Origin of the sequence: Rhizobium sp. BK379 (genome assembly GCF_014193955.1) — a bacterium.
In the GTDB taxonomy this organism is placed as follows: domain Bacteria; phylum Pseudomonadota; class Alphaproteobacteria; order Rhizobiales; family Rhizobiaceae; genus Rhizobium.
In genome coordinates, this window is record NZ_JACIAD010000009.1 from 247128 (window position 1) to 269224 (window position 22097).

The window sequence follows — 22097 nt, forward strand, 5'->3', positions numbered from 1 at the left end:
TCCGTGGTTACATTTCCTGATAAGCCGCGCCTCTCTTTTGTCGCTATTTCAGACAAAAGAGCATGATACATAAAATTCTAGGGAAACACGTAAGGAGAGTATCGTGACCTCGAAGAAGTCGGAACAGCAGCAGGCAGCCAAGCCGGATCTCGCCACCAACTACCGCCCGCTCGGCCTCAAGGCCGTGGCCGCGGCCTCGATGATGGCAAAGCCGGCACCGGTCAAGAAGCTCGCCTAAGCGGACGCGAAGAAACGCACGGGCAGGCGGATACCAGCCGGCCCATAGCGATGCGGAGATGACGTCCGGAGCCCGCCATGCGGCGGGTTTGGCAATAGTGGGTAGCAAGAGACGCGCCACTCGCCGGAACCGGACCAACAGAGATCACCGGATTTTCCACTCAGCGGATAGCGGGTTCAGGTTTCAGAAGAAACTGAGCTGGCCGCTGTCGGGTGCCTTCTTCTGCGGAGGCTTCGGCGCCTTTTCGAGCGGTACCGGATCTTGAAGATCCGGCCCCATATTGGCGACCTTGTTGACCCTGTCGGAAACCGGGATCGCCTCGAAGAAATCTTCCTGAACCGGCCGCATCAGGTCAACGACCGCGCGCGGTTCCTGCGTCTTGCAATCCAGCCAGCGGGCAAAATCCTCCGGTTGGATGACGACGGGCATGCGGTCATGGATCGAGGAGATTGCGCCGTTGGCCCTGGTCGTCAAAATGGCGCCGGTATCGACCTCCGAACCGTCGGCCGAGGACCAGGTTTCCATGAGACCGGCAAAGGCGATGACACCACCTCTGCGTGGCCGGATCCAATAGGCCTGCGCCTTCTCGCCACTCTCCTTCGAAGGGCGATGCCATTCGTAGAAGCCGGAAGTCGGGATCAGGATGCGGCGATGGCGCATGGCGGCACGGAAGGAGGCTTTTCCGATTGCCGTTTCCGAGCGCGCGTTGATCAGCAGCGGAAATTCCTTGGGATTCTTGACCCAGCCCGGCATGAAGCCCCAGCGCACCAGAAGCGCACGGCGGTCCGGCAGGTTGCTGCCCGGCTCCTGCCCCTCACCCGAGATGACGACGAGAATCGGCTGCGTCGGCGCGATATTGTAGCGCGCCGGAAAGCCTTCCAGCTCGGCAAGGCTGAAAGCTTCGGCGATATCCTTGACCACTTCTGTCAGGGCAAAACGTCCACACATACGGGTTTCTTTCATCGTGCCCGACATCGGTCAAGGCGGTTTGCCCTCAAGCAATTGCGAATGGGACGGCGCTGCACATCTTTCGTGGAAAAGCTTCAGCTGCGCGGTGCAAAAAGGATGATCGCCGTGCCGGCAAGGCAGACCAGCGCGCCGCCGATATCCCAGCGGTTGGGAATGCGGCTTTCGACCAGCCAGAGCCACAGAAGCGAGGCGACGATATAAATGCCGCCGTAGGCAGCAAAAGTGCGCCCGGCCGCCTCGCTCGGCACGAGCGTCAGCAGCCAGGCGAACAAGGCCAGCGACACCATGCCCGGCGCCAGCCACCAGACAGGCTTTGCCAGGCGCAGCCAGGCCCAGAAAGCGAAGCAGCCGGCAATTTCAAAGAGGGCGGCAAGGGCATAGATGAGGTAGGTCAACGGCGTCTCGCAGGAATCGTGACGCCATATTCCACGCAATGTCGACGGTTGCGCAAGGTGCGCCGGCCGTGGGATAAGGCGACATCACAGCAAAGCGTGCAAAGCAATGACCTCCCAGGCCAAACCCGCCTCCTCCGCCATCCTAGAACGTGATGGCCGGTTCCTTCTTGTGCTCAGGCGAAACCCGCCTTCGGCCGATATGTATGCCTTTCCCGGTGGACGAGGCGAACCTGGCGAGACGCCCGAGGAGACGGCATTGCGCGAATTTCTCGAAGAGACGGGAATTCAGGCACGAAATCCGCGCCTGTTTTCCACTTATGACCTGAAGACGCATGCGCCCGATGGCAGCATCAACAGCCATTTCTTCCTTTCCGTCTTCCGCGTCGAGGCGGACCGCCACCTGGTGGCCGAAGCCGCTGACGATGCGGCAGCGATCGGCTGGTACAGCGTGGAGGAGATCCGGCGCATGCCGGTGCCGCAGAGCGTGCTCGAATGCGCCGAACGGCTGGCGGCCGGTGAATGAGGCACACTCGCTAGAATAGAAGTGGAAACTGCCGTATCTGCCTTGTTCCTGTCACGCTCCCTGTATCAACTATGAGCATGATTCCCGTTCGACGCGTTGTCTTGTCATCCCTTGTCTTCGGTGGCCTCGTCTGGGCCGGTTCCACAATGGCGCAAGGCGGGGCACAAGGAGGGGCGCAGGGCGGCAAAAACGCGGCTCCGCCACCAGAGGAGGTCGTGCCGCAGGTTGCGGTCGTACCCTATGACGACAAGCTGGCGCGGCTGGCCGAGGTCCTGGGGTCGGTGCATTATCTGCGCACGCTCTGCAAGGCGCCGGGTGCGGACGAGTGGCGGGCCAACATGCAGCAACTGCTTGATTCTGAAACGAATGGAGAGCCGCAGCGCAAGGAAAAACTGACCGCAGCCTTCAATCGCGGATACCGAGCATTCGCCTCGGTTTACACGGATTGCACGCAAGCGGCCATCGTGGCAGAGGAACGCTACCGTAACGAAGGTGCAACACTCGCCACAGAAATTACTTCGCGCTTTGGAAATTAACGTTTAATTAACCTGTTTTCGCATGCGCACGTGTCGTTTTGGGAAAAGGCTGTTAGTGTTGTTAACGTAGCGGTAAGACATGAGAAGTTCTGAGGAAAAGACAATGGAACCAAGCCTCAACGACATCGACGACATGATCGTCCACGAAAAGATGCAGGCGGCTCTGGAATACCAGAACGAGGCTTGGGCCGACGGCATGGCCGACGGCATCGAGCCTGAAATCATTGCCGATGCTGCAATTGCACATGCACTGCGCGAGACGATCAGATTGCATGGAGAAGGTAGCGCCGAGGCCTTGCTGGACTCGCTGCGTGACCGCATGCTGGCAGGTGAGTTTTCCACCAACAGGACCCTGCAATAAGGGCAATACAGAGAGTTTCATGCGTACCGGTAAAGATATTTCCTCGCGAATTCCGCTCGCGCCGGTCCTGCTTGCCGTCGGCATTGCCGCAGGCAGCATGCTGTCCGCCTCTTCCGCCTACGCACTTTCCGAACTTCAGAAGATCCCGGGCCAACCCGATGCGCCCGCTACGGCGCAGCAGAGCCCACAGCAGCCGGCTGCACCACAGACCGGTTCGCCCGGCATTCCCCAGCCCGATCCGCTCGTCAACACAGACAGCGGCCAGAGCGTCGACAAGACGCCGGGCGCGTCCGACGCTTCCAAGCCCGTCGAAGTGATCTACGACATCAACAAGGCACCGGAACCGGTGCGCAAGATGCGCGAGCAGATCGTCGAGGCAGCCGCATCAGGCGATCTGGAACGCCTGCGTCCGCTGATGGGGACCGGTGCCGACCAGACACAGGTAACGGTCGGCGAACCCACTGACGATCCGATCGGCACACTGAAGGATCTCTCCGGCGACCCGGATGGCGACGAAATTCTGGCCATCATGCTCGACGTCATCTCGACCGGCTTCGTACATGTCGGCCAGGGCACGCCTGAGGAGATGTATGTCTGGCCCTATTTTGCCGAGAAAGACCTGAAAACGCTGACGCCGCCGGAACGCGTAGAATTGCTGCGCATCGTCACCGCAGGCGATCTCTCTGACATGCAGGAATTCGGCGGCTATAACTTCTATCGCGTCGGCATCGCGCCGGACGGCAAATGGAAGTTCTTCACGGCCGGCGACTGAGGCCAGAGATCTGGGCGTCGATTCCGACGCACTAAGCCCATGAATCTACGCATCAGGCCTGTCGAAAATCAGTTCCGATTTTCAGGCCGATGCGTCGAGCGCTTGCACCCTCCGCTTCAAAGACTTACCTCTGGTCGATCACCAACGCGACAGGTTCCGCCATGCCAGCCGTATTCTTGAAAGACCGCTCGCTCATCGCCATCGGCGGGGCGGAAGCAGAGTCCTTCCTGCAGAATCTGATCACCACCGACATCGTTTCGCTCGGCGCGGACGAGGCGCGGCCCGGCGCATTGCTGACGCCGCAGGGCAAGATCCTGTTCGACTTCATGATCTGGCGCGACGGCGACGGCTTCATCATCGAAACGGATGCGACCCAGCGAGAAGCCCTGCTGAAGCGGCTGACCATGTATCGTCTTCGTGCGCCGGTGACACTGACGCCAGTTGCCGAAGACGGCGTGACCGTTTCCTGGGGCGAGGATGCCAACGATGGCGTTGGGGATAGCCGCTTTGCCAAGGCCAACGTCATCGTTCTGCGTCGTGCCGGTCATCATGGCAACGATGACGCGGCGCTCTACGACGCGCTGCGAATAGAGAACGGCATCGTCACGTCAGGTCCGGATTACGCTCTGCAGGACGCCTTCCCGCATGACGTACTGATGGATTTCAACGGCGGCCTCTCCTTCAAGAAGGGCTGCTATGTCGGGCAGGAAGTGGTGTCGCGCATGCACCATCGCGGTACGGCGCGGCGCCGTGTCGTGACCGTTTCGGCAGGTGCCGCACTGCCTGCCAGCGGCACCGAAATCACCGCGAATGGCAAGCCGGTCGGCACGCTCGGTTCCGTCGAGGGAGCGAGCGGACTGGCGATCGTGCGAATCGACCGCGCCGGCGAAGCCATGGCATCCGGCACGCCGCTGCTTGCCGGCGATGTCTCCGTGACACTCAGCCTGCCTTCCTGGTCCGGGCTCAGCTTTCCGACCTCCTCCGACGAGGCCAGCGCGTGACGACTGCGAAGGCTCCGCGTGCCTGGCAACGCATGCTCTCCGGCCGGCGGCTCGATCTGCTCGATCCCTCGCCGCTCGATGTCGAATTGAGCGATATCGCCCATGGACTTGCCCGTGTCGCCCGCTGGAACGGCCAGACGTCGGGCGACCATGCCTTTTCTGTTGCCCAGCACTGCCTGGTCGTCGAGTTCATCTTCCGGCATTTCAACGAGGCAACACCCGGCGATTGCCTGATGGCGCTGCTGCATGATGCACCCGAATATGTGATCGGCGATATGATCTCCCCCTTCAAGGCTGTCGTCGGCGGCGGATACAAGACCGTCGAGAAACGGCTCGAGGCGGCTGTACACCTGCGCTTCGGTCTGCCGCCGCACGCCTCCCGTGAGCTCAAGGACAAGATCAAGAAGGCCGATACGATTGCCGCCTATTTCGAGGCGACTGTTCTTGCCGGCTTCACGCCGGCCGAAGCGCAGAAATTCTTCGGCCAGCCGCGCGGCATCACGCGAGACATGCTCTTGATCGATCCCGTCCCGGCGCTCGAAGCGCAGCGGCTCTTCTGCGAGCGTTTCGCCGAGATCGAGGCGAAGCGGAGTGTCGGCGCGTGACGATGATCGTGGTTTCTCCCCTGGCGCGTATCGGCGAAATGGCCGTGCGGCACAAGGCACGCGAGATGATCAGCCTGATGGCGAAGGAACAGGCCTTTCACCGGCCGGGCGTCATCCAGGCCGACCGGCATCTGCTGCTCAACATGAACGATATTGCCTTCAAGGGCACGGGTGATCTCGTCGCGCCCGACGAAAAGCACGTGCGGGCGATCATCGATTTTGCTGCCGGCTGGCAGCAGGAAGCACCGTTGCTTGTTCATTGCTGGATGGGTGTATCGCGCTCACCAGCCGCAGCACTGATAGCGGCTCTCTCGCTCGCACCGGAGCAGGAGGATATGGCGCTTGCGCGGCGGCTGCGAACCGTCTCGCCCCAAGCGACGCCGAATGCTCGAATCGTCGAAATCGGCGATGCGCTGCTTGACCGGCGCGGCCGGCTCGTCGATGCCGTGAAGGCCATTGGCCGTGGTGCCGAGGCCGACGGCAACGCACCCTTCGTATTGCCCGTCAGGGACAATTCGAACGGTTGACGCACATCGCCCCTGCTCCATCTAGCCCTCGACGAGGCATTCGAGGAGCACCTGATGGAACAACAGGCCACCGACCTTATCATCGCAACCCGCTCGGCACTCGACCAGGCGAGCGCGCTTGCCGTACAATATTCCTTCTCCATCCTTGGGGCGATCATCCTGCTCATCGTCGGGTGGGTGGCGGCGAGCCTCATCAGCCGCTGGGCCTACGAGGGCATCTCGCGCGTGCGCGGCATCGACGAGACGCTCGCCCGTTTCTTCACCAATGTCGTGCGCTACGCGTTGCTGGTGCTGGTCTTTGTCACCGTCCTCGCGCAGTTCGGCGTGCAAACGGCATCGATTATCGCGACTCTCGGCGCTGCCGGCCTTGCCGTTGGCCTGGCACTGCAGGGCACGCTGCAGAATATCGCGGCCGGCATCATGCTGCTGGTACTTCGTCCGCTGCGCGTCGGGGAATATATTGAGACAAGCAGTGTCTCGGGAACGGTTCTTGAGATCGGTCTGTTTGCCACGGAACTCAGAACCGGAGACGGTCTCTACCGGCTTGCGCCGAATTCAACGCTCTGGAACACGCCGATCACCAATTACAGCCGCCAGCCGACGCGGCAGAACGAGGTGAAGATCAACGTTACCCATCAGGAGGATCTCGATCTCGTCATGGAGACGCTGATGACGCTTGCAACCGCCGACAAGCGCGTCCTCAAGGCGCCGGCGCCGAGCGTCTTCATCGATAGTCTCAGCGACAGCGCGGTCAGCGTGACGCTACGCTACTGGGCATCGACCGGGGACTGGTGGGACCTCAGTCGCGACATGATCAAGCGCGTCAAGCTTGCCTTTGACAAGAAGGGCGAGGTTGGCGACGCTCCGGCAGAGGTTTCGAGCGCGCCCCTTCCCGAACCGGCACCAGAGGAAACACAGGTCAGGGTTTCGGCCCGCAAGAGGACGCCGAAGGCATCCCCCCAGACGCAGCCATAACCTATTTGATCACCCCGCAGGCGATCCTGTCGCCGGCGCCGCCCGTCGGCTGGGTTCGATAATCATCGGAATCGGCATGCACCATCAGCGCGCGGCCACGCACCCCATCTTCCTTGCCGTCGAGCGTGATCATCGTGTCGAAGACCTGTGCGCGCAGTATGCCGTCCTGACCGACATACTGGTTCGGCATATCTCCGGCATGCGGCCCCTTGGCGGCCAGGAAACCGTGCTCTGCCTTGGTCGGATTGAAATGGCCCCCGGCCGATTGATGATGCGTTGCGGCATCGCAGCGGCCTGTCTCATGGATGTGGAAACCGACCCACTTGTTGGCCGGCAAGCCGGAGATTTCCGCCTCGATGAAAACGCCGCCATTGGCCGCAGCAGTCAGCGTGGCGCGGCCGGACTCCTTGCCATCAGGGCCGATAAAATTTGCCGTCGCCGTCTGTTTGTCCTGGGCAAGGCCCTGGGACGCCGCTGCAAGTAGACCGAGGCCAGCGATGATGCCTATGATTTTCATCGGGTTTCCTTCCGTTTTGGGCACAATACCCCAACGCTCACAAAGGGAAGGTGTTCCTGCCCGCCTAAAAGGCAAGAAAAAGCCGGCGCGCGGCCGGCTCAACTGCGAGCGCCATTGATCAAGGCTCAGGCGGCGATACCGAAATCGAACTCGCCATAGGTATTGCGATAGATCTGCGTCGCCTGGTCGTCGGCATCGGGGACAACCTGCTGCAGCGCATAGGGGACGCCCGAGCCGTTGTCACCATAGTCCATCATGAGCGCGACGAGGCTGCTCGGATATTTCGGCTGCGTATTGCCGGAATCATCCTCTTCGAGGAATTCCCTGATGATGCCAGGCTTCTGATCTGCCGCGCGTTCAGTGCGGCTCAAGACGCCGTCGCCATTGGCATCAAGCCGCGAGAGCGTTGCCAAATATGCATAAGAGACGTCTGAAACTGATGAAAGAGCAGTCATACAAACCTCCGTTCACCGCTTCTTCCGGTGAGAGTCTGTACGCAGTACACGGGTGGAAAATATCAAAGACTGACCTGGTGACTAAACTGATTTGCGGCTTCGGTCAATAAGCTGTTAACTCCCGATTAACCATAGTTGACAAAGTGTAACCACCCATTCCCACGGCCCTTCCCAATTACCCTTGGAAACCAGGTTTCCTCAGTATTTCAGTAGTTTGCGAGATACAAACAAATTGCCGGCTAGCGATAAAGCGTCGCCTGGTTGCAACCGATTATTAATCGGAGCGGTAGAAGATGCCGCGTGCGAGTTGCTGGAAGCGGCTACTTGCTACTTAAAAAAAGTGATTCTTGCATTCATTTTAGGAAGGTCTTTTTTATGCTCGGCGCGATCTGGCACCTTTTGCCAATCGAAGACGCCTTCGCCTTTTGCCATGCTTCCATCGCAACCGTCCCGCAAGGGGGTTTATGCGCATGAAAGCCGAGACGCTTTTCTGGCAACAGTGCACGCAGGCCGTCGATGAGGACGGATCGATCGATGCAGAGCATCTGATGGATCTCGTCATCGCGACCTATCGTGGCCATGAGAGCGACTATAGCGAAATCGAGCGCAGCGCCGAGACGCTGCTCGCCGAAAACCGCGAATTGCGGACCACGGTCGGTTTCACCAGGCAGGCACTTGCAGAACAGCGCGAGCTCTTCGAAATCGTCCTGAACAACCTGCCGCTCGGCCTCAGTGTGTTCGGTGCGGACCAGCGGCTGACCCTTTCCAACCTGCGTTTTCGCCAGCTCTTCGGCTTTGCCGATGACGATGTCATGCCCGGTACGGCGATTGCCGACCTGATGCGCAAGACACGCGGTACGGAGCAGGCCCATGCCAGGACCCGCGGCAGGAGGGAAGGTCAGGAGGCCTCTTCGAAGGCGGGGCGCATCCGCAGGCGCGAATGGCGGATGGATGACGGCCGCATCATCCAGAGCGTCGTCACCATCCTTGCCGATGGCAGTAATATCGCCATTCATGCCGACATTACCGAAGACCGCAAGGCGGCAGAACGCATCACCTACCTCGCCCATCACGATCCGCTGACCGGCCTGCCGAACCGCATTCGCTTCCGCGAGCAGATCGATGCAGCCCTTTCCGATCGCAGGCCGGACGAGCAGATCGCGCTCGTGCATCTCAATCTCGACCGGTTCAAGTCGATCAACAACACGCTTGGTGTTTCCGCCGGCGACAAGATCCTGCAACAGGTGGCAGAGCGCATCCGCGCCTCGGCAGGCTCGGAGAATATCCTTGCCCGTCTCGGCTCGGACGAATTCGCGATCCTGCAGACTGGCCGCCAACAGCCGTGGAACGTCACCGCGCTTGCCGACCAGATCCGTCGCGAGCTCAGCGAACCCTTCTTCCGCGGCGAGAAGCAGGTGGAACTCAGCGTTTCCATGGGCATTTCGATAGCCCCTGACGATGCTGTCGAGACCGACAAGCTGCTGCGCAACGCGGCGGTCGCTCTTTCCCACGCCAAGGCCGACGGACGCAGGCGCGAACGTTTCTTCACCGGCGAGATGGACGAGAAGATACAGGCCCGCCATGCGCTGGAGGCCGATTTGCGTGCCGCCGTGCAGAACGAGCAATTCGAGCTTCACTACCAGCCTCTCTACGACCTGGCGCAGCATCGCATTAGCGGCTTCGAGGCGCTGATCCGCTGGAATCATCCGGTGCGCGGCCGCGTCTCGCCGATGGAGTTCATTCCGCTTGCCGAAGAGGTCGGCCTCGTCGTCGATATCGGCCGCTGGGTTTTGCGCCAGGCCTGCAACGATGCAGCGCAATGGCCCGAGGATATCAAGATTGCCGTCAATGTCTCGGCCATCCAGTTCAGCAGCAGCGATCTGCCGAAAGATGTCGGCGAGGCGCTGGCGACGGCAGGACTTTCGCCTTCGCGCCTTGAACTGGAGATCACCGAGAGCGTGCTGATGGAAAATCGCGATGAGGTGTTGCCGGTCCTGCATGCGCTCAAGGAGCGCGGCATCCGCATTTCCATGGACGATTTTGGAACCGGCTATTCGTCGCTGAGCTACCTCTCAAGCTTCCCCTTCGACAAGATCAAGATCGACAAGTCCTTCGTGAACGACATTGTGGATCATAGGGAAGCGCATGCGATCATGCGCGCGATCATCCTGCTCGGCGATGCGCTCGGCATGCGCGTCACCGTAGAGGGCGTGGAAACGGCAGAGCAGATGGCGCTGCTCGAACGCGAGGCATGCGACGAGATCCAGGGCTATTACATAAGCCCCCCAAAACCCTTCAGCGACGTCGCCTTCATGCTTTGCATGCCGCCGAAAAAGACGGACAGCGTTACGCCGCTCGTCAAACTCCGGCGTTGATTTCGGCACGTTGCGACTCGCCGGCCAAGCCGTTATCGATGGGATACAAATCCTTTGAAAACCGGTGACGACGATGTTCAAGGCTGAAGCCTTTTCTTCCCATGAGTCCCTGGCTGCGGAGCTCATCCCGCATGCGACCGAGGGTGACGACGGATCCCACGACCTCGCTCATATCCTGCGTGTCTTCCGCAATGCCATGCGCATCCATGCCGCGGAAGGCGGCAAGGGCCACGTGCTGGCCGCTGCCGTGCTGCTGCATGATTGCGTCGCCGTCGAGAAGAATTCGCCTCTGCGCGCCCAGGCATCAGCGCTTGCTGCGGACAAAGCGTCGCGGATCTTGAGAGAGCTTGGCTGGAGCGACGACGATATCGCCGATGTCGCTCATGCGGTCACCGCGCACAGTTTCTCGGCGAACGTTCCGCCGGAAACACTGGAGGCAAAAATCCTGCAGGACGCGGACAGGCTCGATGCGATCGGCATGGTGGGCGCGGCGCGCTGCTTTTATATAGCTGGGCGGCTTGGATCTGGCCTCTACGATCCCTTCGACCCCGCGGCCGGCGACCGCCCGCTTGATGACAAGCGTTATGCGATTGACCATTTCCAGACGAAGCTGTTCAAACTGGCGGATGGTTTCCAGACCCGGACCGGCCGCGAACTGGCAGCCGCCCGCGACAGGAGCCTGCGCGACTTTCTCGCGGCATTTATGGATGAAATCTAGGAGCCTATGATGCGTGTCAGCGATCTCTTCATCTACCCGCTCAAGAGCGCCCGGGGCATTGCCCTGCCCTCCACGGAGATCGATGCTTATGGCCTGCCCGGCGATCGGCGCGCCATGGTGACGGACGCGGACGGGCAATTCATCACGCAGCGCGAGCTTCCGGCCCTCGCCCGGATCGACGTACGACCGGAGACCGGCGCCTTTCGGCTGCTGATGCAGGGCAAAGCTGATATCGCAGTACCGCCGCCGCATCCGGAGCGGCGGCTCGATGTCACGGTCTGGAAATCGGCCGTCAGCGCTGCCGTTGCCGACGACGACAGCAACGGCAAGCTTTCGGAATGGCTCGGCCGTGAGGTGAAACTCGTCTTCTTCGACAGTGCCGCCAGACGAACGGCAAATGCCGAGTGGGCAGGCGAAGGCACGCCGGTGACCTTTTCGGACGGCTACCAGATCCTGGTGACGACAACGGGATCGCTGAAGGCGCTCAACGCGGATCTCGCGGCCCACGCCGAAGGCGACGTCGGCATGGAGCGTTTCCGGCCGAATATCGTCATCGACACGGATGAGGCCTGGGCGGAGGACCGCTGGGCTGCGATAGAGATCGCCGGCATCCGCTTCGACCTCGTCAAGCCCTGCGCCCGCTGCATCATGACCACGCAGGACCAGTTGACAGGTTCGCGCGAGGTGGCGAACCCCATGCCTGCCATGGGCCGGATCCGCATGTCGGGTGACCGGCGGGTCCCCGGCCCGCTTTTCGGCTGGAACGTGACGCCACGCGGCACCGGCAGGGTTGCGATCGGCGATGAGGTGAAGATCATCGAGGCACGGCCGGAAGGCTGGACCTTCAAGGTGCGCGCCCGAGCCTAAAGCGCGCCGCGATCCCCGGGATTCGCGTGTCACGCTTCAGGTCTCTGTTTTTACGCATGTCGTCCTCGCAAAACCGCTCCACACTTTTGCGCGACATGCTTTGCAGCCTCAGACGCGGGCCAGCGCCGCGTCGATCTCCGCCATCACATCGGCCGGCAGCGGGCCCTTTTCCAGTGCGCCGGCATTTTCCTCGACCTGGGCTACGGTCCGGAAACCGGGAATGGGCAAGGTGCGCGGCGAGCGCGCCCAGAGCCAGGCGAGCGCGCCCTGCGTCAGCGTGCGTCCACCGGATGTGAGCAGGCTGCGTACGGCATCGAGCCTTGCGGCAAATTCCGGCGCGATGCGGCCGTCCTTGAAATAGACCATCCATTCGAGTGCTGCACCGCGCACGTCCTTGGCGCCGACAGCCTTGTCCGGCGTGAATTTGCCTGTCAGCAGGCCCATGGCAAGCGGCCCGCGATTGATGGAGATGAGATCGTTCTTTTCGATCACATCGATCATCCGAGGCACCGGCTCGAAGACGTTCATCGTATGCTGGATCGAAACGAAGCCGGGGCGGTGAACATGACGGGCGGCGCGATCGGGAAAATCCGTGCTCCAGCCGAAGGCATCGATCTTGCCCTCTTCCCGCAGGGCCTGCAGCGTATCGAAGACCGCGTCGGACTGATCCAGTGCAAAATCGTTGAGATGGAACTGCAGGAGATCGAGACGCTCCCGCTTCAGCCGGCGGAGCGACGTCTCGACGGACTGGCGGATGAAGGCAGGATCGGCAAAAGCGCCGGTCGCCTGCTTCGTTTCCGGATTGGTGGCAAAACCGAACTTGGTGGCGATGACGATATCGGCGCGATTGCCGATCGCCTGTCCCAGAACCTCTTCCGAATGGCCGGCGCCGTAATTCGAGGCTGTATCGAAGAAGCGAATGCCAAGGTCGATCGCGCGGTTGATCGCAGCGATGGATTCATTGTCATCCACCTCGCCCCAGCCGAGCGGCGTATCGCCCGCGAAGAACGGACCGCCGATCGCCCAGCAGCCCATGCCGAGGCGAGGAATCTCCTGCCCGTTCGAGAGCGTTATGGTGGTCGATGTATCGGGCTTGGTCAGCATGGCTTCCTCCTTGAGCGCTTAGAAGCTTTCCCTATCGAACGAGAGATAGGGGTGCGGCATACGGGGGTAAACCGCCAAAACTGAAGACTGTTTTGCAGGTATGAAAAACCGTTCAGGCAGAAAGCTCATCCGGCCGCGAAAGCGTCCGGGAAGCCGGATTCAGCGCCTTGAGTGCCGCCTGAACGAAGCCTTCACGGGCTGCCGAAGCCTCCAGACCACGCGGTTCATAGACGTGGCGATGCAGAAAGAATCCAGTCAGACGGAATGCCGCTACAAGGCTGTCGAAATCGGCCGCGTGGTTTTCCTGCACACTCAGGAAAGCCGGTAAAAGCAGCATCTTGTCGGCCCATGGCTCGCCGGCATCGCGGCTGACGGCACGGCCGGATTTCGGCGAGACATAGGCAAGATCAGTGCGATTGCCAGTTGCGGCGCATTCCGTCAGGTCGAGCCCGAAGCCGAGATCGTTCAGCACTGCAAGCTCGAAGCGCACGAAAAGCTCCCCCGCATCGGCGGGATTGTGGAGATGGTCGAGGATGACTTCGAGCGCCTCGAAGAGATGCGGATGCGGGTCGCGTTCGGGGAGCAGGCGCAGCAAAGCGCCCATGGCCTGCACGCCATAGACGGCGGTCGCCGTCTCCATCAGCCGCGCGGCGCGCAGCTTCACCGGCTCAAGGCGGAATTCACCGAGATGTTCATCCAGCCTCGCACGCCAGGTGACTTCCACCTCATTGCCGGGCTGCAGCACCGGCTGCATGGTGCGCGAACGTCCGGAGCGGACGAGACCGAGATGGCGGCCACGCTCGCGCGTCATCACCTCGGCGATGACGCTCGTCTCGCCGTGGCGCTTGACGCCAAGAATGATCGCCTGGTCCTGCCATTGCATCGGAAAACTGTCCTTCAGCCTGCCGATTCATTCTAGAGCAAGGCTAGGGCTGTGTCATTCGGCCGGTGTCGGGAAAAGCTTCTGGAGGAAATCGCGCATCGCGTTCTCGTCGAAAGGCTTGACGAGAAGGGGCACGTCCTGAAGATCGGTCGGGAAATCCTGCGTATCGGAATAGCCGCTGACAAAACCGAACGGAATATTGGCGAGCGACAGATCACGCGCGAAATCGAAACTCATCGCCTCTCCGAGATTCACGTCGAGAAGTGCGAAATCGTAATCTGCGACCTGGATCGCGTCCCTGGCCTGATCGAGGCTATTGGCAATATCGATCGTATCCGCACCAACGAGACGCAGGATATCTTCCGCCTCCATGGCGATGATCAGACTGTCTTCCAGGACCAGAACGCGGGTTCTTTCGCTCATGATCTCCATGCCTCTCGTGAAGCACAAACATCGCAGCGCTTCTGCCTTTTTGCAAACATCATTCCGTCGGTTTCTCGCCTGGACCGTTGACGATGGTTGCCCACCTCAACTGAATAGCCACATTTTTGCCTCCGGTCGATAAAAACGAAAATCGGAGGAAAGATGACACAACTCTATTTTTCCCGGCACGAATTTGCATTTAAAAAAGACATTAAGGCTGACCAATCCGGCCCGGAAAGATTCTAGCACGCGTCTTAATCTTTCAGATCCGATTGCGACGCTTCAAATCCTTGCTGACGCGTATCGTCATCGAAAAACGGCCGGACAGTTTTGCGCGACATGCCTCAGATAAAGGGACGCTTTCCTTCACGCAGACCCTCCCATCCGGCAACCCGCATCAATCCCTCTCCGTCCAGCACGTCGCAGCCGCGCTCCTGCCAGCGGATCAGGTTGCGCCCTGCAAGTTTCTTCAGCGTCTTGTTGGTGTGAACGATCGAAAGACCAAGTGTATCGGCAATATGCTGCTGCGTGATCGGGATGACGTTGCGGCCATTGAAAAGGCTGAGCTTCCTTGCGCGCTCAAACAGGAAGGCGATGAGATAGGCAGCTCTTTCAAGCGCGGTACGACGACCGATGCTGAGCAGATGCTCATCGAGAATGCGCTCCTCCTGCGCCGCGATCCAGGTAATATCGAAGGCAAGCGAAGCGTGCTTGTTATAAAGCGTCATCAGCTTGTCGCGCTCGAAGACACAGAGCGTTACCGGCGACAGGGCCTCCACGGAATGCTGCATCTCGCCCATGATCGTCCCCTGCAGGCCGATCAGATCACCCGGCACGATGTAGTTCAGGATCTGCCGGCGGCCGTCTTCCAGCATCTTGTAGCGGAAGCCCCAGCCCGAGAGCACCGTAAAGAGATGGGCACTATGGGCACCTTCGACGAGAATGGTCGCACCGGCATCGACGGCCAGTTCGCCCCTTTTGAATCTCGACACGAAGTCGAGCTCGTCCCGGCTGAATTCCCGGAAATGCGGCAGTGGCCGCAGCGGACACTGCTCGCAGGGCGTCTTGAAGGAATGGGTAGGTTTTGCCGTCGCCATCGTGCCCCTGCTGTCGAGAAAACCGGCGCTGCAGGGTGCAGCGCCGTTCGCACATCAATGCGCAGACAGGCCGATTTGTTCCCGGGAACAGGCAGAGATTTTCATGCGGAAACAAGAGGCTGGAGCGCAGCAGCCAGTTTTCTTGTCACCCTTCAGCTTTTGGTTTTTCAAATTCCTTTGTCGCAAAACCGCGACACACGTTTGCGCGACATGCGTTTGCCTCGCGCATGTCGTTGCCGCAAAACCGCGACACACGTTTGCGCGACATGCGTTTGCCTCGCGCATGTCGTTGCCGCAAAACCGCGACACACTTTTGCGCGACATGCGTTAGCGCGGGAATTCGAGACCCATCTCGCGGAAGCGTTCGGGATCGTCACCCCAGTTTTCGCGCACCTTGACGAACAGGAAGAGATGAACAGGCTGCTCAAGGATTTCAGATAGCTCGCGGCGCGAGGCTGATGAGATCGCCTTGATTGTCTCGCCGCCCTTGCCGAGCGCGATCTTCTTCTGGCTGTCACGCTCGACATAGATGACCTGCTCGATGCGCACGGAGCCATCCTTGCGCTCCTCCCATTTCTCCGTCTCGACATGCGAGGAATAGGGAAGCTCCTGATGCAGGCGCAGGAACAGCTTCTCGCGGGTGATTTCGGCGGCCAGCTGGCGCATGGGCAGATCGGAAATCTGATCTTCCGGATAGTACCACGGACCTTCCGGCAGGGTTTTCGCCAGATAATCCATCACGTCGTCGCAACCGGAACCGTTCTCTGCCGAGATCATGAAGGTCTGCTCGAACTCGACCGTCTGGTTTGCTGTGGCGGCAAGTGCGAGAAGCAACTCGCGATTGACGCGGTCAATCTTGTTGAGGACCAGGATCTTCTTCTGCGGAACATCCTTCAGGCCTTCGAGGATGGCTTCGGCATCGCCGCGCAGACCGCGCTCGCTGTCGATCAGCAGCATGATGAGATCCGCATCCTTGGCGCCGCCCCAGGCGGATGTCACCATCGCGCGATCGAGGCGACGGCGCGGCTTGAAGATGCCGGGCGTGTCCATGAAGACGATCTGTGCATTGTCATGAATGGCAATGCCGCGCACGATGGCACGCGTCGTCTGCACCTTGTGGCTGACGATTGACACTTTGGCACCGACGAGGCGGTTGACCAGCGTCGACTTGCCGGCATTGGTCGGGCCGATCAAGGCGACGAAGCCGGAATGCGTCGGATTGCTTTCAGCAGCGACTTCGGCTGCCATTTCGTTTTCTTCTGTCATTGATCCCGTCAATTTCCGGCAGAGGTCGACTGCCAAATGCCTTCACGCTCGAGCATTTTCGTAGCGGCGACCTGTTCTGCGGCGCGCTTGGAGCGCTCTACCCCGGTCTCCGGTGCAACACCAGTGACTTCAACAGTCACCTTGAAACGCGGATCATGATCCGGTCCGCTGCGTTCTTCAACCCGGTAGACGGGTGTAACGCCATATTTGGCGTGCGACCATTCCTGTAATTCGGTCTTCGCATCGCGGCGGGCGCCATCGGCGCGCACCGCCCTGCCCTCCCAATAGCGCAGGATGAAGCGTCGGGCGACCTCCAGGCCACCATCCAGATAGAGGGCTGCGATCAGGCTTTCGACGACATCGGCGCGCACGTTCATCATGCGCTTGCCGGTGAGTTTCTTCACGTCGGCGCCGGTGCGGATATAGAGGTGGAGATTGAGCTCGTCTGCAACGGCAGCGCAGGTTTCGGCGCTGACAAGCTGGTTCAGGCGCACAGAAAGCTCGCCTTCGGCCGCAGTCCCGAAGGTCCGGAACAGCAACTCGGCGATACAGAGCCCGAGAACCCTGTCGCCGAGAAATTCAAGCCGCTCGTAATTGCCCTTGTCGGTGCGCGCGCTGGCATGGGTCAGCGCGCGGTCCAGACGTTCCTTCTCGACAAATTCATGTCCGATCAGGGTTTCAAGCTTTGCGCGGTCCGCCGCTGAGAGCGTCTGCGCCTTGCTCATTCAACAACCTTGAAGAGGCGGTCCCAGCGCATGTTGGTCGGCCATTTCCAGATTTCGCGGAAGGACGTGTCGTTGCCGAGCGAGAAGAAGATGACGCTGGCACGACCGACAAGGTTTTCCGCCGGCACGTAACCGACATCGAAGCGGCTGTCGAGCGAGTTGTCACGGTTGTCGCCCATCATGAAATAATGGCCTTCCGGAACAATGAACTCGCGGGTGTTGTCGGCGCGCGAAACCGGCGACTGGTCGAGCGTGTCGTAGGTCTTGCCATCGTCAAGCGTCTCGCGGAACACCGGCACGTCCTGGCCCGGATCAAGCTTGTAGTCGGAATTGAAAGTCCCATCAGGCACCTTCGGAACAGGCTTGCCGTTGATGTAGAGAACACCGTCGGTGACCTGGATATGATCGCCCGGCAGGCCGACGACACGCTTGATGTAATCGACGTCAGGATTCGGCGGGAAACGGAAAACGACGATATCGCCGCGCTTGGGATCGGAACCGAAGATACGGCCGCTGAAAATGTCAGGCGAGAAAGGCAGCGAATATTTCGAATAGCCGTAAGCAAATTTGTTGACGAAGATATAGTCGCCGACCAGCAAGGTCGGCATCATCGAGCCAGAGGGAATGGTGAAGGGCTGAAACAGGACAGTCCTGATAACCATCGCCAGGACGAGAGCCTGGATGATGACCTTGATATTTTCCCAGAGGGCGTTCGGCTTGGCTTCGACTTTTTCGGACACGCAGTCTTATTCCTTCAAGACGCCGGCAAGGCGCATTTCTTTCTGATGTTCTCTCTAGCGGCTTCGGCCGGTGGCGGCAATAACGACGGCGCTAAAAGCGACGAGAGGTCGCTATCATACGGCATCCGGCAGCGCTTCGATGATCACAAAAGCCTGAGCCAAGGGATAATCATCGGTTATTGTCAAATGAATGGCGGCCTTGTGGCCTGCCGGCATCATGGCCTTGAGAACGTCGGCGGCGCCGCCCGTCAACTGCATCGTCGGCTTTCCGCTTGGCAGGTTGACAACACCCATGTCCTTCCAGAAGACGCCCTGCGAGAGGCCGGTGCCAAGCGCCTTGGAGCAGGCTTCCTTGGCGGCGAACCGCTTCGCATAGGATTCCGCGCGGTTGGCGCGGCGATCCGAGCGGGCGCGCTCGATCTCGGTGAAACAGCGATGCGTGAAGCGATCACCGAAGCGTTCGATCGATTTCTCCACGCGTCTGATATCAATGAGGTCGCTGCCAATTCCGATGATCATGCGAATAGGCCCTTCAGGATGACACTGCCTCGGCTCAGACTGTCGGCATCTCGACGGCGGGATTGGCGAGCCTGTGACGCGCACGCTCCATCAGCCGGACGCGGCGACGCGCCTGAAAGCCTCTCACGGTGTAGAATGTCAGGACATAAAGAGCAACCGAGGTGATTGCAGCCGGCGGAATCGCACCGATCAGCATCGGTTCCAGCACCGGCTTCCACAGTTCCGTGAAATGCAGCTTGTGGAAGAGCTCGGCCAGATTGATCGTCTGCCCGGCCAGCTGATCCTGCCGGCTGAGCAGCAGGTGACCAACTTCCCAGGTGATGCCCCAGATGAAGGGGTAGGTCAGCGGATTGCCGAAGGCCGCGCAGCCAAGCGCTGCCGCCACCATATTGCCTGACAGCAGATAGGTGATGACGAAGGCCATGACGAAATGCACGCCGATGAAGGGTGTCCACGACACGAAGACACCCGCAGCGACGCCCACTGCAACCGCATGCGGCGAGGCAGTCAGGCGCAGGACGCGCATAATGAGATATTTCGGCGGGCGCAGAAAACCCTTGCGAGGCCATACGAGCTCTCGCAGCTTTTCCTTAAATCCCGCGGGTTTGCGACGGCGAAACAACATGGCGCGTATTTAGTGCAGCGCACAGGGCCATGACAAGAGCGGCAAATGGAACCGCTTGAGAAACAGGCCGTCTATTCTTCTTTTCTTCCAAGGGGCGTGGGTCATGCATAACGCCCCCTTCCTTACTTCAAGTATATTTCAGGGATTAACGATTGCGGAAGATACCGCGATCGACCTGACGCTGACGATATTCAAGATCAATACGGTCATGCGAGCCATTGAGATATGCCATTTCACGTTCCTGAGCGGTCGGAGCGCGAAGGGCGCGGGCGAATTTCCTGATCGGTTCAAACATTGCTTTGCCTCATCTTCGTTTCATTTTCTGATGACCTGAAGATAGTCGCGGCAACGGTTAATTACCACCGCTGTAACCTGAGCACAGCCATGCTCCAATTGCATGGCTTGCCTTTTCAATATGCCAATTCGACCATTAAATGATCACAAAATATGCAAAGCGCAATTTTGCGATCGGCAAGACTTTAAGAAAATCCTACTCGTAGAGACGCCTGACCGTCGCGATGCATTCCAGGTCCTTGAGCTGAGCGAGAAGCTGGTTGAGCTGACGCAGATCCCAGACCTCCACTTCCAGCACCATTTCGGTGAAGTCGGCGGCCACACGCACCGTGTTCAGCATGCGAATATTGACATCCAGGCTTGCCACCGTCTGCGCCACCTTGGCGAGCGTGCCGGGCTCATTCAGCGCGTTGACCATGATGCGGGCCATGAAGCGGGATTTATTGGCCTCGTCGAGATCCCAGCGCACGTCAATCCAGCGGTCCGGCTGATCATCGAAACGCTGCAGCGACGGCGACTGGATGGGATAGATGGTGATGCCCTTGTTCTTTTCCATGATGCCGACAATGCGATCGCCGGGCACGGCACCCGTCGGCGAGAACTTGACGTCGACATTGCCGGAGAGACCGCGGATCGGCACGATATCGGGATCGCTCTCGGTGGAGGCGCGCTCGCCGTCGAGATCCGCCTTGCTCTTGCCGGGGATTTTGAAAATCATGCCCGAGGCGCTTCTGACGTTGAACCAGCCTTCGTCACCGGCGGGCTTGACCGTGACGCGCTCGTCCTGATGATCGGGATAGACGGCACGCAGGACGTCGAGCGAGGACATTTCGCCGCGACCGACAGCTGCGATCGCATCCTCCACATCCTTCTGGCCGAGGCGGTGCAGTGCAGGCTTCATGGCTTCGCGCGAGAAGATCTTGCCGGCACGGTCGAAGGTACGCTCCAGGATGCGGTGACCGAGACCGGCATATTGCTTGCGGATCGCCATGCGTGTCGCGCGGCGGATGGCGGCGCGCGCCTTGCCAGTGACGACGATCTCTTCCCAGGCGGCCGGCGGCACCTGCACGCCGGAACGGATGATCTCCACTTCGTCGCCATTGTTGAGGCGGGTTACAAGCGGCATGATACGGCCGTTGATCTTGGCACCGACGGTCGTATCGCCGATATTGGTATGGACGGCATAGGCGAAGTCGATCGGCGTCGCGCCGCGCGGCAGGGCAATCAGCTTGCCCTTCGGCGTGAAACAGAAGACCTGATCCTGAAACAGCTCGAGCTTGGTGTGCTCGAGGAACTCCTCCGGGCTGTCGCCTTCGGCCAGCGCCTCGATCGTGTGCCGCAACCAGGAGTAGGCATTGCTTTCGCGCGACAGGATGTCGCCATCGGCATTGGTGGCGCCGTCCTTATAGAGCGTATGGGCGGCAATGCCGAATTCGGCGATCTCATGCATGCGCTTGGTGCGGATCTGCAGCTCGATGCGCTGCATCGACGGGCCGACGATGGTGGTGTGCAGCGAGCGGTAGTCGTTCTGCTTCGGTGTCGAGATATAATCCTTGAAGCGGCCGGGCACGACGCGCCAGCGCGTATGCACGATGCCGAGCGCGCGATAGCAGGACGGGATATCCTCGACGATGATGCGAAAACCATAGACATCGGAAAGCTGCTCGAAGGAAAGCGACTTCGACTGCATCTTGCGGAAGACGGAGTAAGGCTTCTTCTGCCGGCCCTTGACATAGGCACTCGTCAAGCCGCTCGCGATCAGCAGATCGCGCAGTTCGGCCTCGATCTTCTTGACCAGACCTTCGTTGCGCTTCGACAGTTCTTCGAGGCGCTTGGTGACGGTCTCGTAGGCTTCCGGGTTCATGTGCCGGAAGGAGAGTTCCTCCAGCTCCTCGCGCATGTCCTGCATGCCCATGCGGCCGGCAAGCGGCGCATAGATTTCCATCGTCTCTTCGGAAATGCGCGCGCGCTTTTCCTGCGACATGTGGTCGAGGGTGCGCATATTGTGGAGACGATCGGCGAGCTTGACCAGCAGCACGCGCACATCATCGGAAATGGCAAGCAACAGCTTACGCAGATTCTCCGCCTGCTTGGCCTTCTTGGTGACGAGATCAAGCTTCTTGATCTTCGTCAGGCCCTCGACCAGGCGACCAATATCCTCGCCGAAGAGTTCATCGATCTCGGCGCGCGTCGCCGTCGTATCCTCGATCGTGTCATGCAGGAGGGCGACTGCAATCGTCGATTCGTCGAGATGCATGTCGGTCAGGATGGCGGCCACTTCGAGCGGGTGCGAGATGTAAGGGTCGCCGCTCGCCCGCTTCTGCTGCCCATGCTTCTGCATGGCGTAGACATAGGCTTTGTTCAGCAGAGCTTCGTTGGCATCGGGCTTGTATTTCTGAACCCGCTCCACGAGCTCGTACTGCCGCATCATTCCAAGGCCACTCCAATAAAATAAAAGGGCGCCAATCGCAGACTGGCGCACACAAGGGCAATATTATGCCTAAGCCTTACAGGCGCAAGATTGATGATTGGTAATCGTCGATCTTTTGCCGCGCGGGAAGCCCCGGCCCTTCAAAAGCCGGAGATG

The 22097-nt window shown here is 60.0% G+C and carries 26 protein-coding genes and 1 pseudogene; 12 read left to right on the forward strand and 15 right to left on the reverse strand.

Going from position 1 to position 22097, the window contains the following annotated elements; genetic code table 11:
• Positions 1–103 precede the first annotated feature (103 nt).
• Positions 104–238, forward strand: coding sequence for a hypothetical protein (locus FHT93_RS35965; protein WP_018115574.1), 135 nt, complete (start codon positions 104–106; stop codon positions 236–238).
• A 183-nt stretch (positions 239–421) separates the two neighbouring features.
• Here the strand turns inward: FHT93_RS35965 and FHT93_RS31275 are convergent, their stop codons facing one another.
• Positions 422–1186 carry an SOS response-associated peptidase gene (locus FHT93_RS31275; protein ID WP_183851062.1) on the reverse strand — a complete coding sequence of 255 codons (765 nt, stop codon included), beginning with the start codon at positions 1184–1186 and terminating at the stop codon, positions 422–424.
• 95 nt (positions 1187–1281) lie between these two features.
• Positions 1282–1602 carry a YnfA family protein gene (locus tag FHT93_RS31280; RefSeq protein WP_183851064.1) on the reverse strand — a complete coding sequence of 107 codons (321 nt, stop codon included), beginning with the start codon at positions 1600–1602 and terminating at the stop codon, positions 1282–1284.
• 106 nt (positions 1603–1708) lie between these two features.
• Here FHT93_RS31280 and FHT93_RS31285 point away from each other — a divergent pair, with 106 nt between their 5' ends.
• The 8 genes from FHT93_RS31285 (at position 1709) to FHT93_RS31320 (ending at position 6902) form a co-directional block, all read left to right on the forward strand.
• On the forward strand, positions 1709–2125 hold the full coding sequence (locus FHT93_RS31285; protein WP_007820182.1) for an NUDIX domain-containing protein: 417 nt from the start codon (positions 1709–1711) through the stop codon (positions 2123–2125).
• A 77-nt stretch (positions 2126–2202) separates the two neighbouring features.
• Positions 2203–2661 (forward strand): TIGR02301 family protein, encoded by a 459-nt coding sequence (locus FHT93_RS31290; protein WP_113114945.1) that lies wholly within the window; start codon positions 2203–2205, stop codon positions 2659–2661.
• Between the two features lie 103 nt (positions 2662–2764).
• Positions 2765–3022 carry a hypothetical protein gene (locus tag FHT93_RS31295; protein ID WP_018115578.1) on the forward strand — a complete coding sequence of 86 codons (258 nt, stop codon included), beginning with the start codon at positions 2765–2767 and terminating at the stop codon, positions 3020–3022.
• Positions 3023–3041: 19 nt separating this feature from the next.
• Complete coding sequence (locus FHT93_RS31300; RefSeq protein ID WP_183851066.1) at positions 3042–3794, forward strand: hypothetical protein; 753 nt, start codon at positions 3042–3044, stop codon at positions 3792–3794.
• A gap of 161 nt (positions 3795–3955) precedes the next feature.
• Positions 3956–4795 (forward strand): folate-binding protein YgfZ, encoded by an 840-nt coding sequence (locus FHT93_RS31305; protein ID WP_183851068.1) that lies wholly within the window; start codon positions 3956–3958, stop codon positions 4793–4795.
• Positions 4792–5400, forward strand: a complete 609-nt coding sequence (locus FHT93_RS31310) for an HD family hydrolase (protein WP_018115581.1) — start codon at positions 4792–4794, stop codon at positions 5398–5400. The genes FHT93_RS31305 and FHT93_RS31310 overlap by 4 nt, the downstream gene beginning before the upstream one ends.
• Positions 5397–5927, forward strand: coding sequence for a tyrosine phosphatase family protein (locus FHT93_RS31315; RefSeq protein ID WP_183851070.1), 531 nt, complete (start codon positions 5397–5399; stop codon positions 5925–5927). The genes FHT93_RS31310 and FHT93_RS31315 overlap by 4 nt, the downstream gene beginning before the upstream one ends.
• A gap of 54 nt (positions 5928–5981) precedes the next feature.
• Positions 5982–6902, forward strand: coding sequence for a mechanosensitive ion channel domain-containing protein (locus tag FHT93_RS31320; protein ID WP_183851072.1), 921 nt, complete (start codon positions 5982–5984; stop codon positions 6900–6902).
• A 1-nt stretch (position 6903) separates the two neighbouring features.
• Here the strand turns inward: FHT93_RS31320 and FHT93_RS31325 are convergent, their stop codons facing one another.
• Positions 6904–7419, reverse strand: a complete 516-nt coding sequence (locus FHT93_RS31325) for a superoxide dismutase family protein (protein ID WP_113013909.1) — start codon at positions 7417–7419, stop codon at positions 6904–6906.
• 125 nt (positions 7420–7544) lie between these two features.
• Positions 7545–7874 carry a hypothetical protein gene (locus FHT93_RS31330; RefSeq protein ID WP_183851074.1) on the reverse strand — a complete coding sequence of 110 codons (330 nt, stop codon included), beginning with the start codon at positions 7872–7874 and terminating at the stop codon, positions 7545–7547.
• A 470-nt stretch (positions 7875–8344) separates the two neighbouring features.
• On the opposite strand from FHT93_RS31330, the gene FHT93_RS31335 reads away from it, so the two are divergent.
• The 3 genes from FHT93_RS31335 (at position 8345) to FHT93_RS31345 (ending at position 11834) form a co-directional block, all read left to right on the forward strand.
• The gene (locus tag FHT93_RS31335; RefSeq protein ID WP_113014100.1) at positions 8345–10249 is read left to right on the forward strand and encodes an EAL domain-containing protein; all 1905 of its coding nucleotides are present in this window, start codon (positions 8345–8347) and stop codon (positions 10247–10249) included.
• 73 nt (positions 10250–10322) lie between these two features.
• The gene (locus FHT93_RS31340) at positions 10323–10967 is read left to right on the forward strand and encodes an HD domain-containing protein (RefSeq protein ID WP_112544745.1); all 645 of its coding nucleotides are present in this window, start codon (positions 10323–10325) and stop codon (positions 10965–10967) included.
• A gap of 9 nt (positions 10968–10976) precedes the next feature.
• Positions 10977–11834 (forward strand): MOSC domain-containing protein, encoded by an 858-nt coding sequence (locus FHT93_RS31345; protein WP_113014098.1) that lies wholly within the window; start codon positions 10977–10979, stop codon positions 11832–11834.
• 108 nt (positions 11835–11942) lie between these two features.
• Here FHT93_RS31345 and FHT93_RS31350 read toward each other — a convergent pair whose 3' ends face one another.
• The 11 genes and pseudogenes from FHT93_RS31350 to FHT93_RS31400 form a co-directional block, all read right to left on the reverse strand.
• Positions 11943–12938: an aldo/keto reductase gene (locus FHT93_RS31350; protein ID WP_183851076.1), complete on the reverse strand. Its 996-nt coding sequence runs from the start codon at positions 12936–12938 to the stop codon at positions 11943–11945.
• Between the two features lie 112 nt (positions 12939–13050).
• Positions 13051–13821, reverse strand: coding sequence for a DNA repair protein RecO (gene recO / locus FHT93_RS31355; protein ID WP_018115591.1), 771 nt, complete (start codon positions 13819–13821; stop codon positions 13051–13053).
• Between the two features lie 54 nt (positions 13822–13875).
• A pseudogene (locus FHT93_RS31360) lies at positions 13876–14367 on the reverse strand (chemotaxis protein CheY).
• 221 nt (positions 14368–14588) lie between these two features.
• Entirely contained in the window at positions 14589–15341 is a 753-nt protein-coding gene (locus tag FHT93_RS31365; protein ID WP_018115593.1) for a Crp/Fnr family transcriptional regulator, read from the reverse strand.
• A gap of 327 nt (positions 15342–15668) precedes the next feature.
• Entirely contained in the window at positions 15669–16607 is a 939-nt protein-coding gene (era, locus tag FHT93_RS31370) for a GTPase Era (protein ID WP_112544749.1), read from the reverse strand.
• A gap of 8 nt (positions 16608–16615) precedes the next feature.
• On the reverse strand, positions 16616–17332 hold the full coding sequence (gene rnc / locus FHT93_RS31375; protein ID WP_018115595.1) for a ribonuclease III: 717 nt from the start codon (positions 17330–17332) through the stop codon (positions 16616–16618).
• Positions 17329–18072: a signal peptidase I gene (gene lepB / locus FHT93_RS31380; protein WP_018115596.1), complete on the reverse strand. Its 744-nt coding sequence runs from the start codon at positions 18070–18072 to the stop codon at positions 17329–17331. The genes rnc and lepB overlap by 4 nt, the downstream gene beginning before the upstream one ends.
• Positions 18073–18186: 114 nt before the next feature.
• The gene (acpS, locus tag FHT93_RS31385) at positions 18187–18591 is read right to left on the reverse strand and encodes a holo-ACP synthase (RefSeq protein ID WP_113013905.1); all 405 of its coding nucleotides are present in this window, start codon (positions 18589–18591) and stop codon (positions 18187–18189) included.
• A 34-nt stretch (positions 18592–18625) separates the two neighbouring features.
• Positions 18626–19216: a DUF2062 domain-containing protein gene (locus tag FHT93_RS31390; protein WP_029616537.1), complete on the reverse strand. Its 591-nt coding sequence runs from the start codon at positions 19214–19216 to the stop codon at positions 18626–18628.
• A 145-nt stretch (positions 19217–19361) separates the two neighbouring features.
• Positions 19362–19511: a DUF3563 family protein gene (locus FHT93_RS31395; RefSeq protein ID WP_018115599.1), complete on the reverse strand. Its 150-nt coding sequence runs from the start codon at positions 19509–19511 to the stop codon at positions 19362–19364.
• Positions 19512–19706: 195 nt separating this feature from the next.
• Entirely contained in the window at positions 19707–21941 is a 2235-nt protein-coding gene (locus FHT93_RS31400) for a bifunctional (p)ppGpp synthetase/guanosine-3',5'-bis(diphosphate) 3'-pyrophosphohydrolase (RefSeq protein ID WP_113208474.1), read from the reverse strand.
• Between the last annotated feature and the right edge of the window lie 156 nt (positions 21942–22097).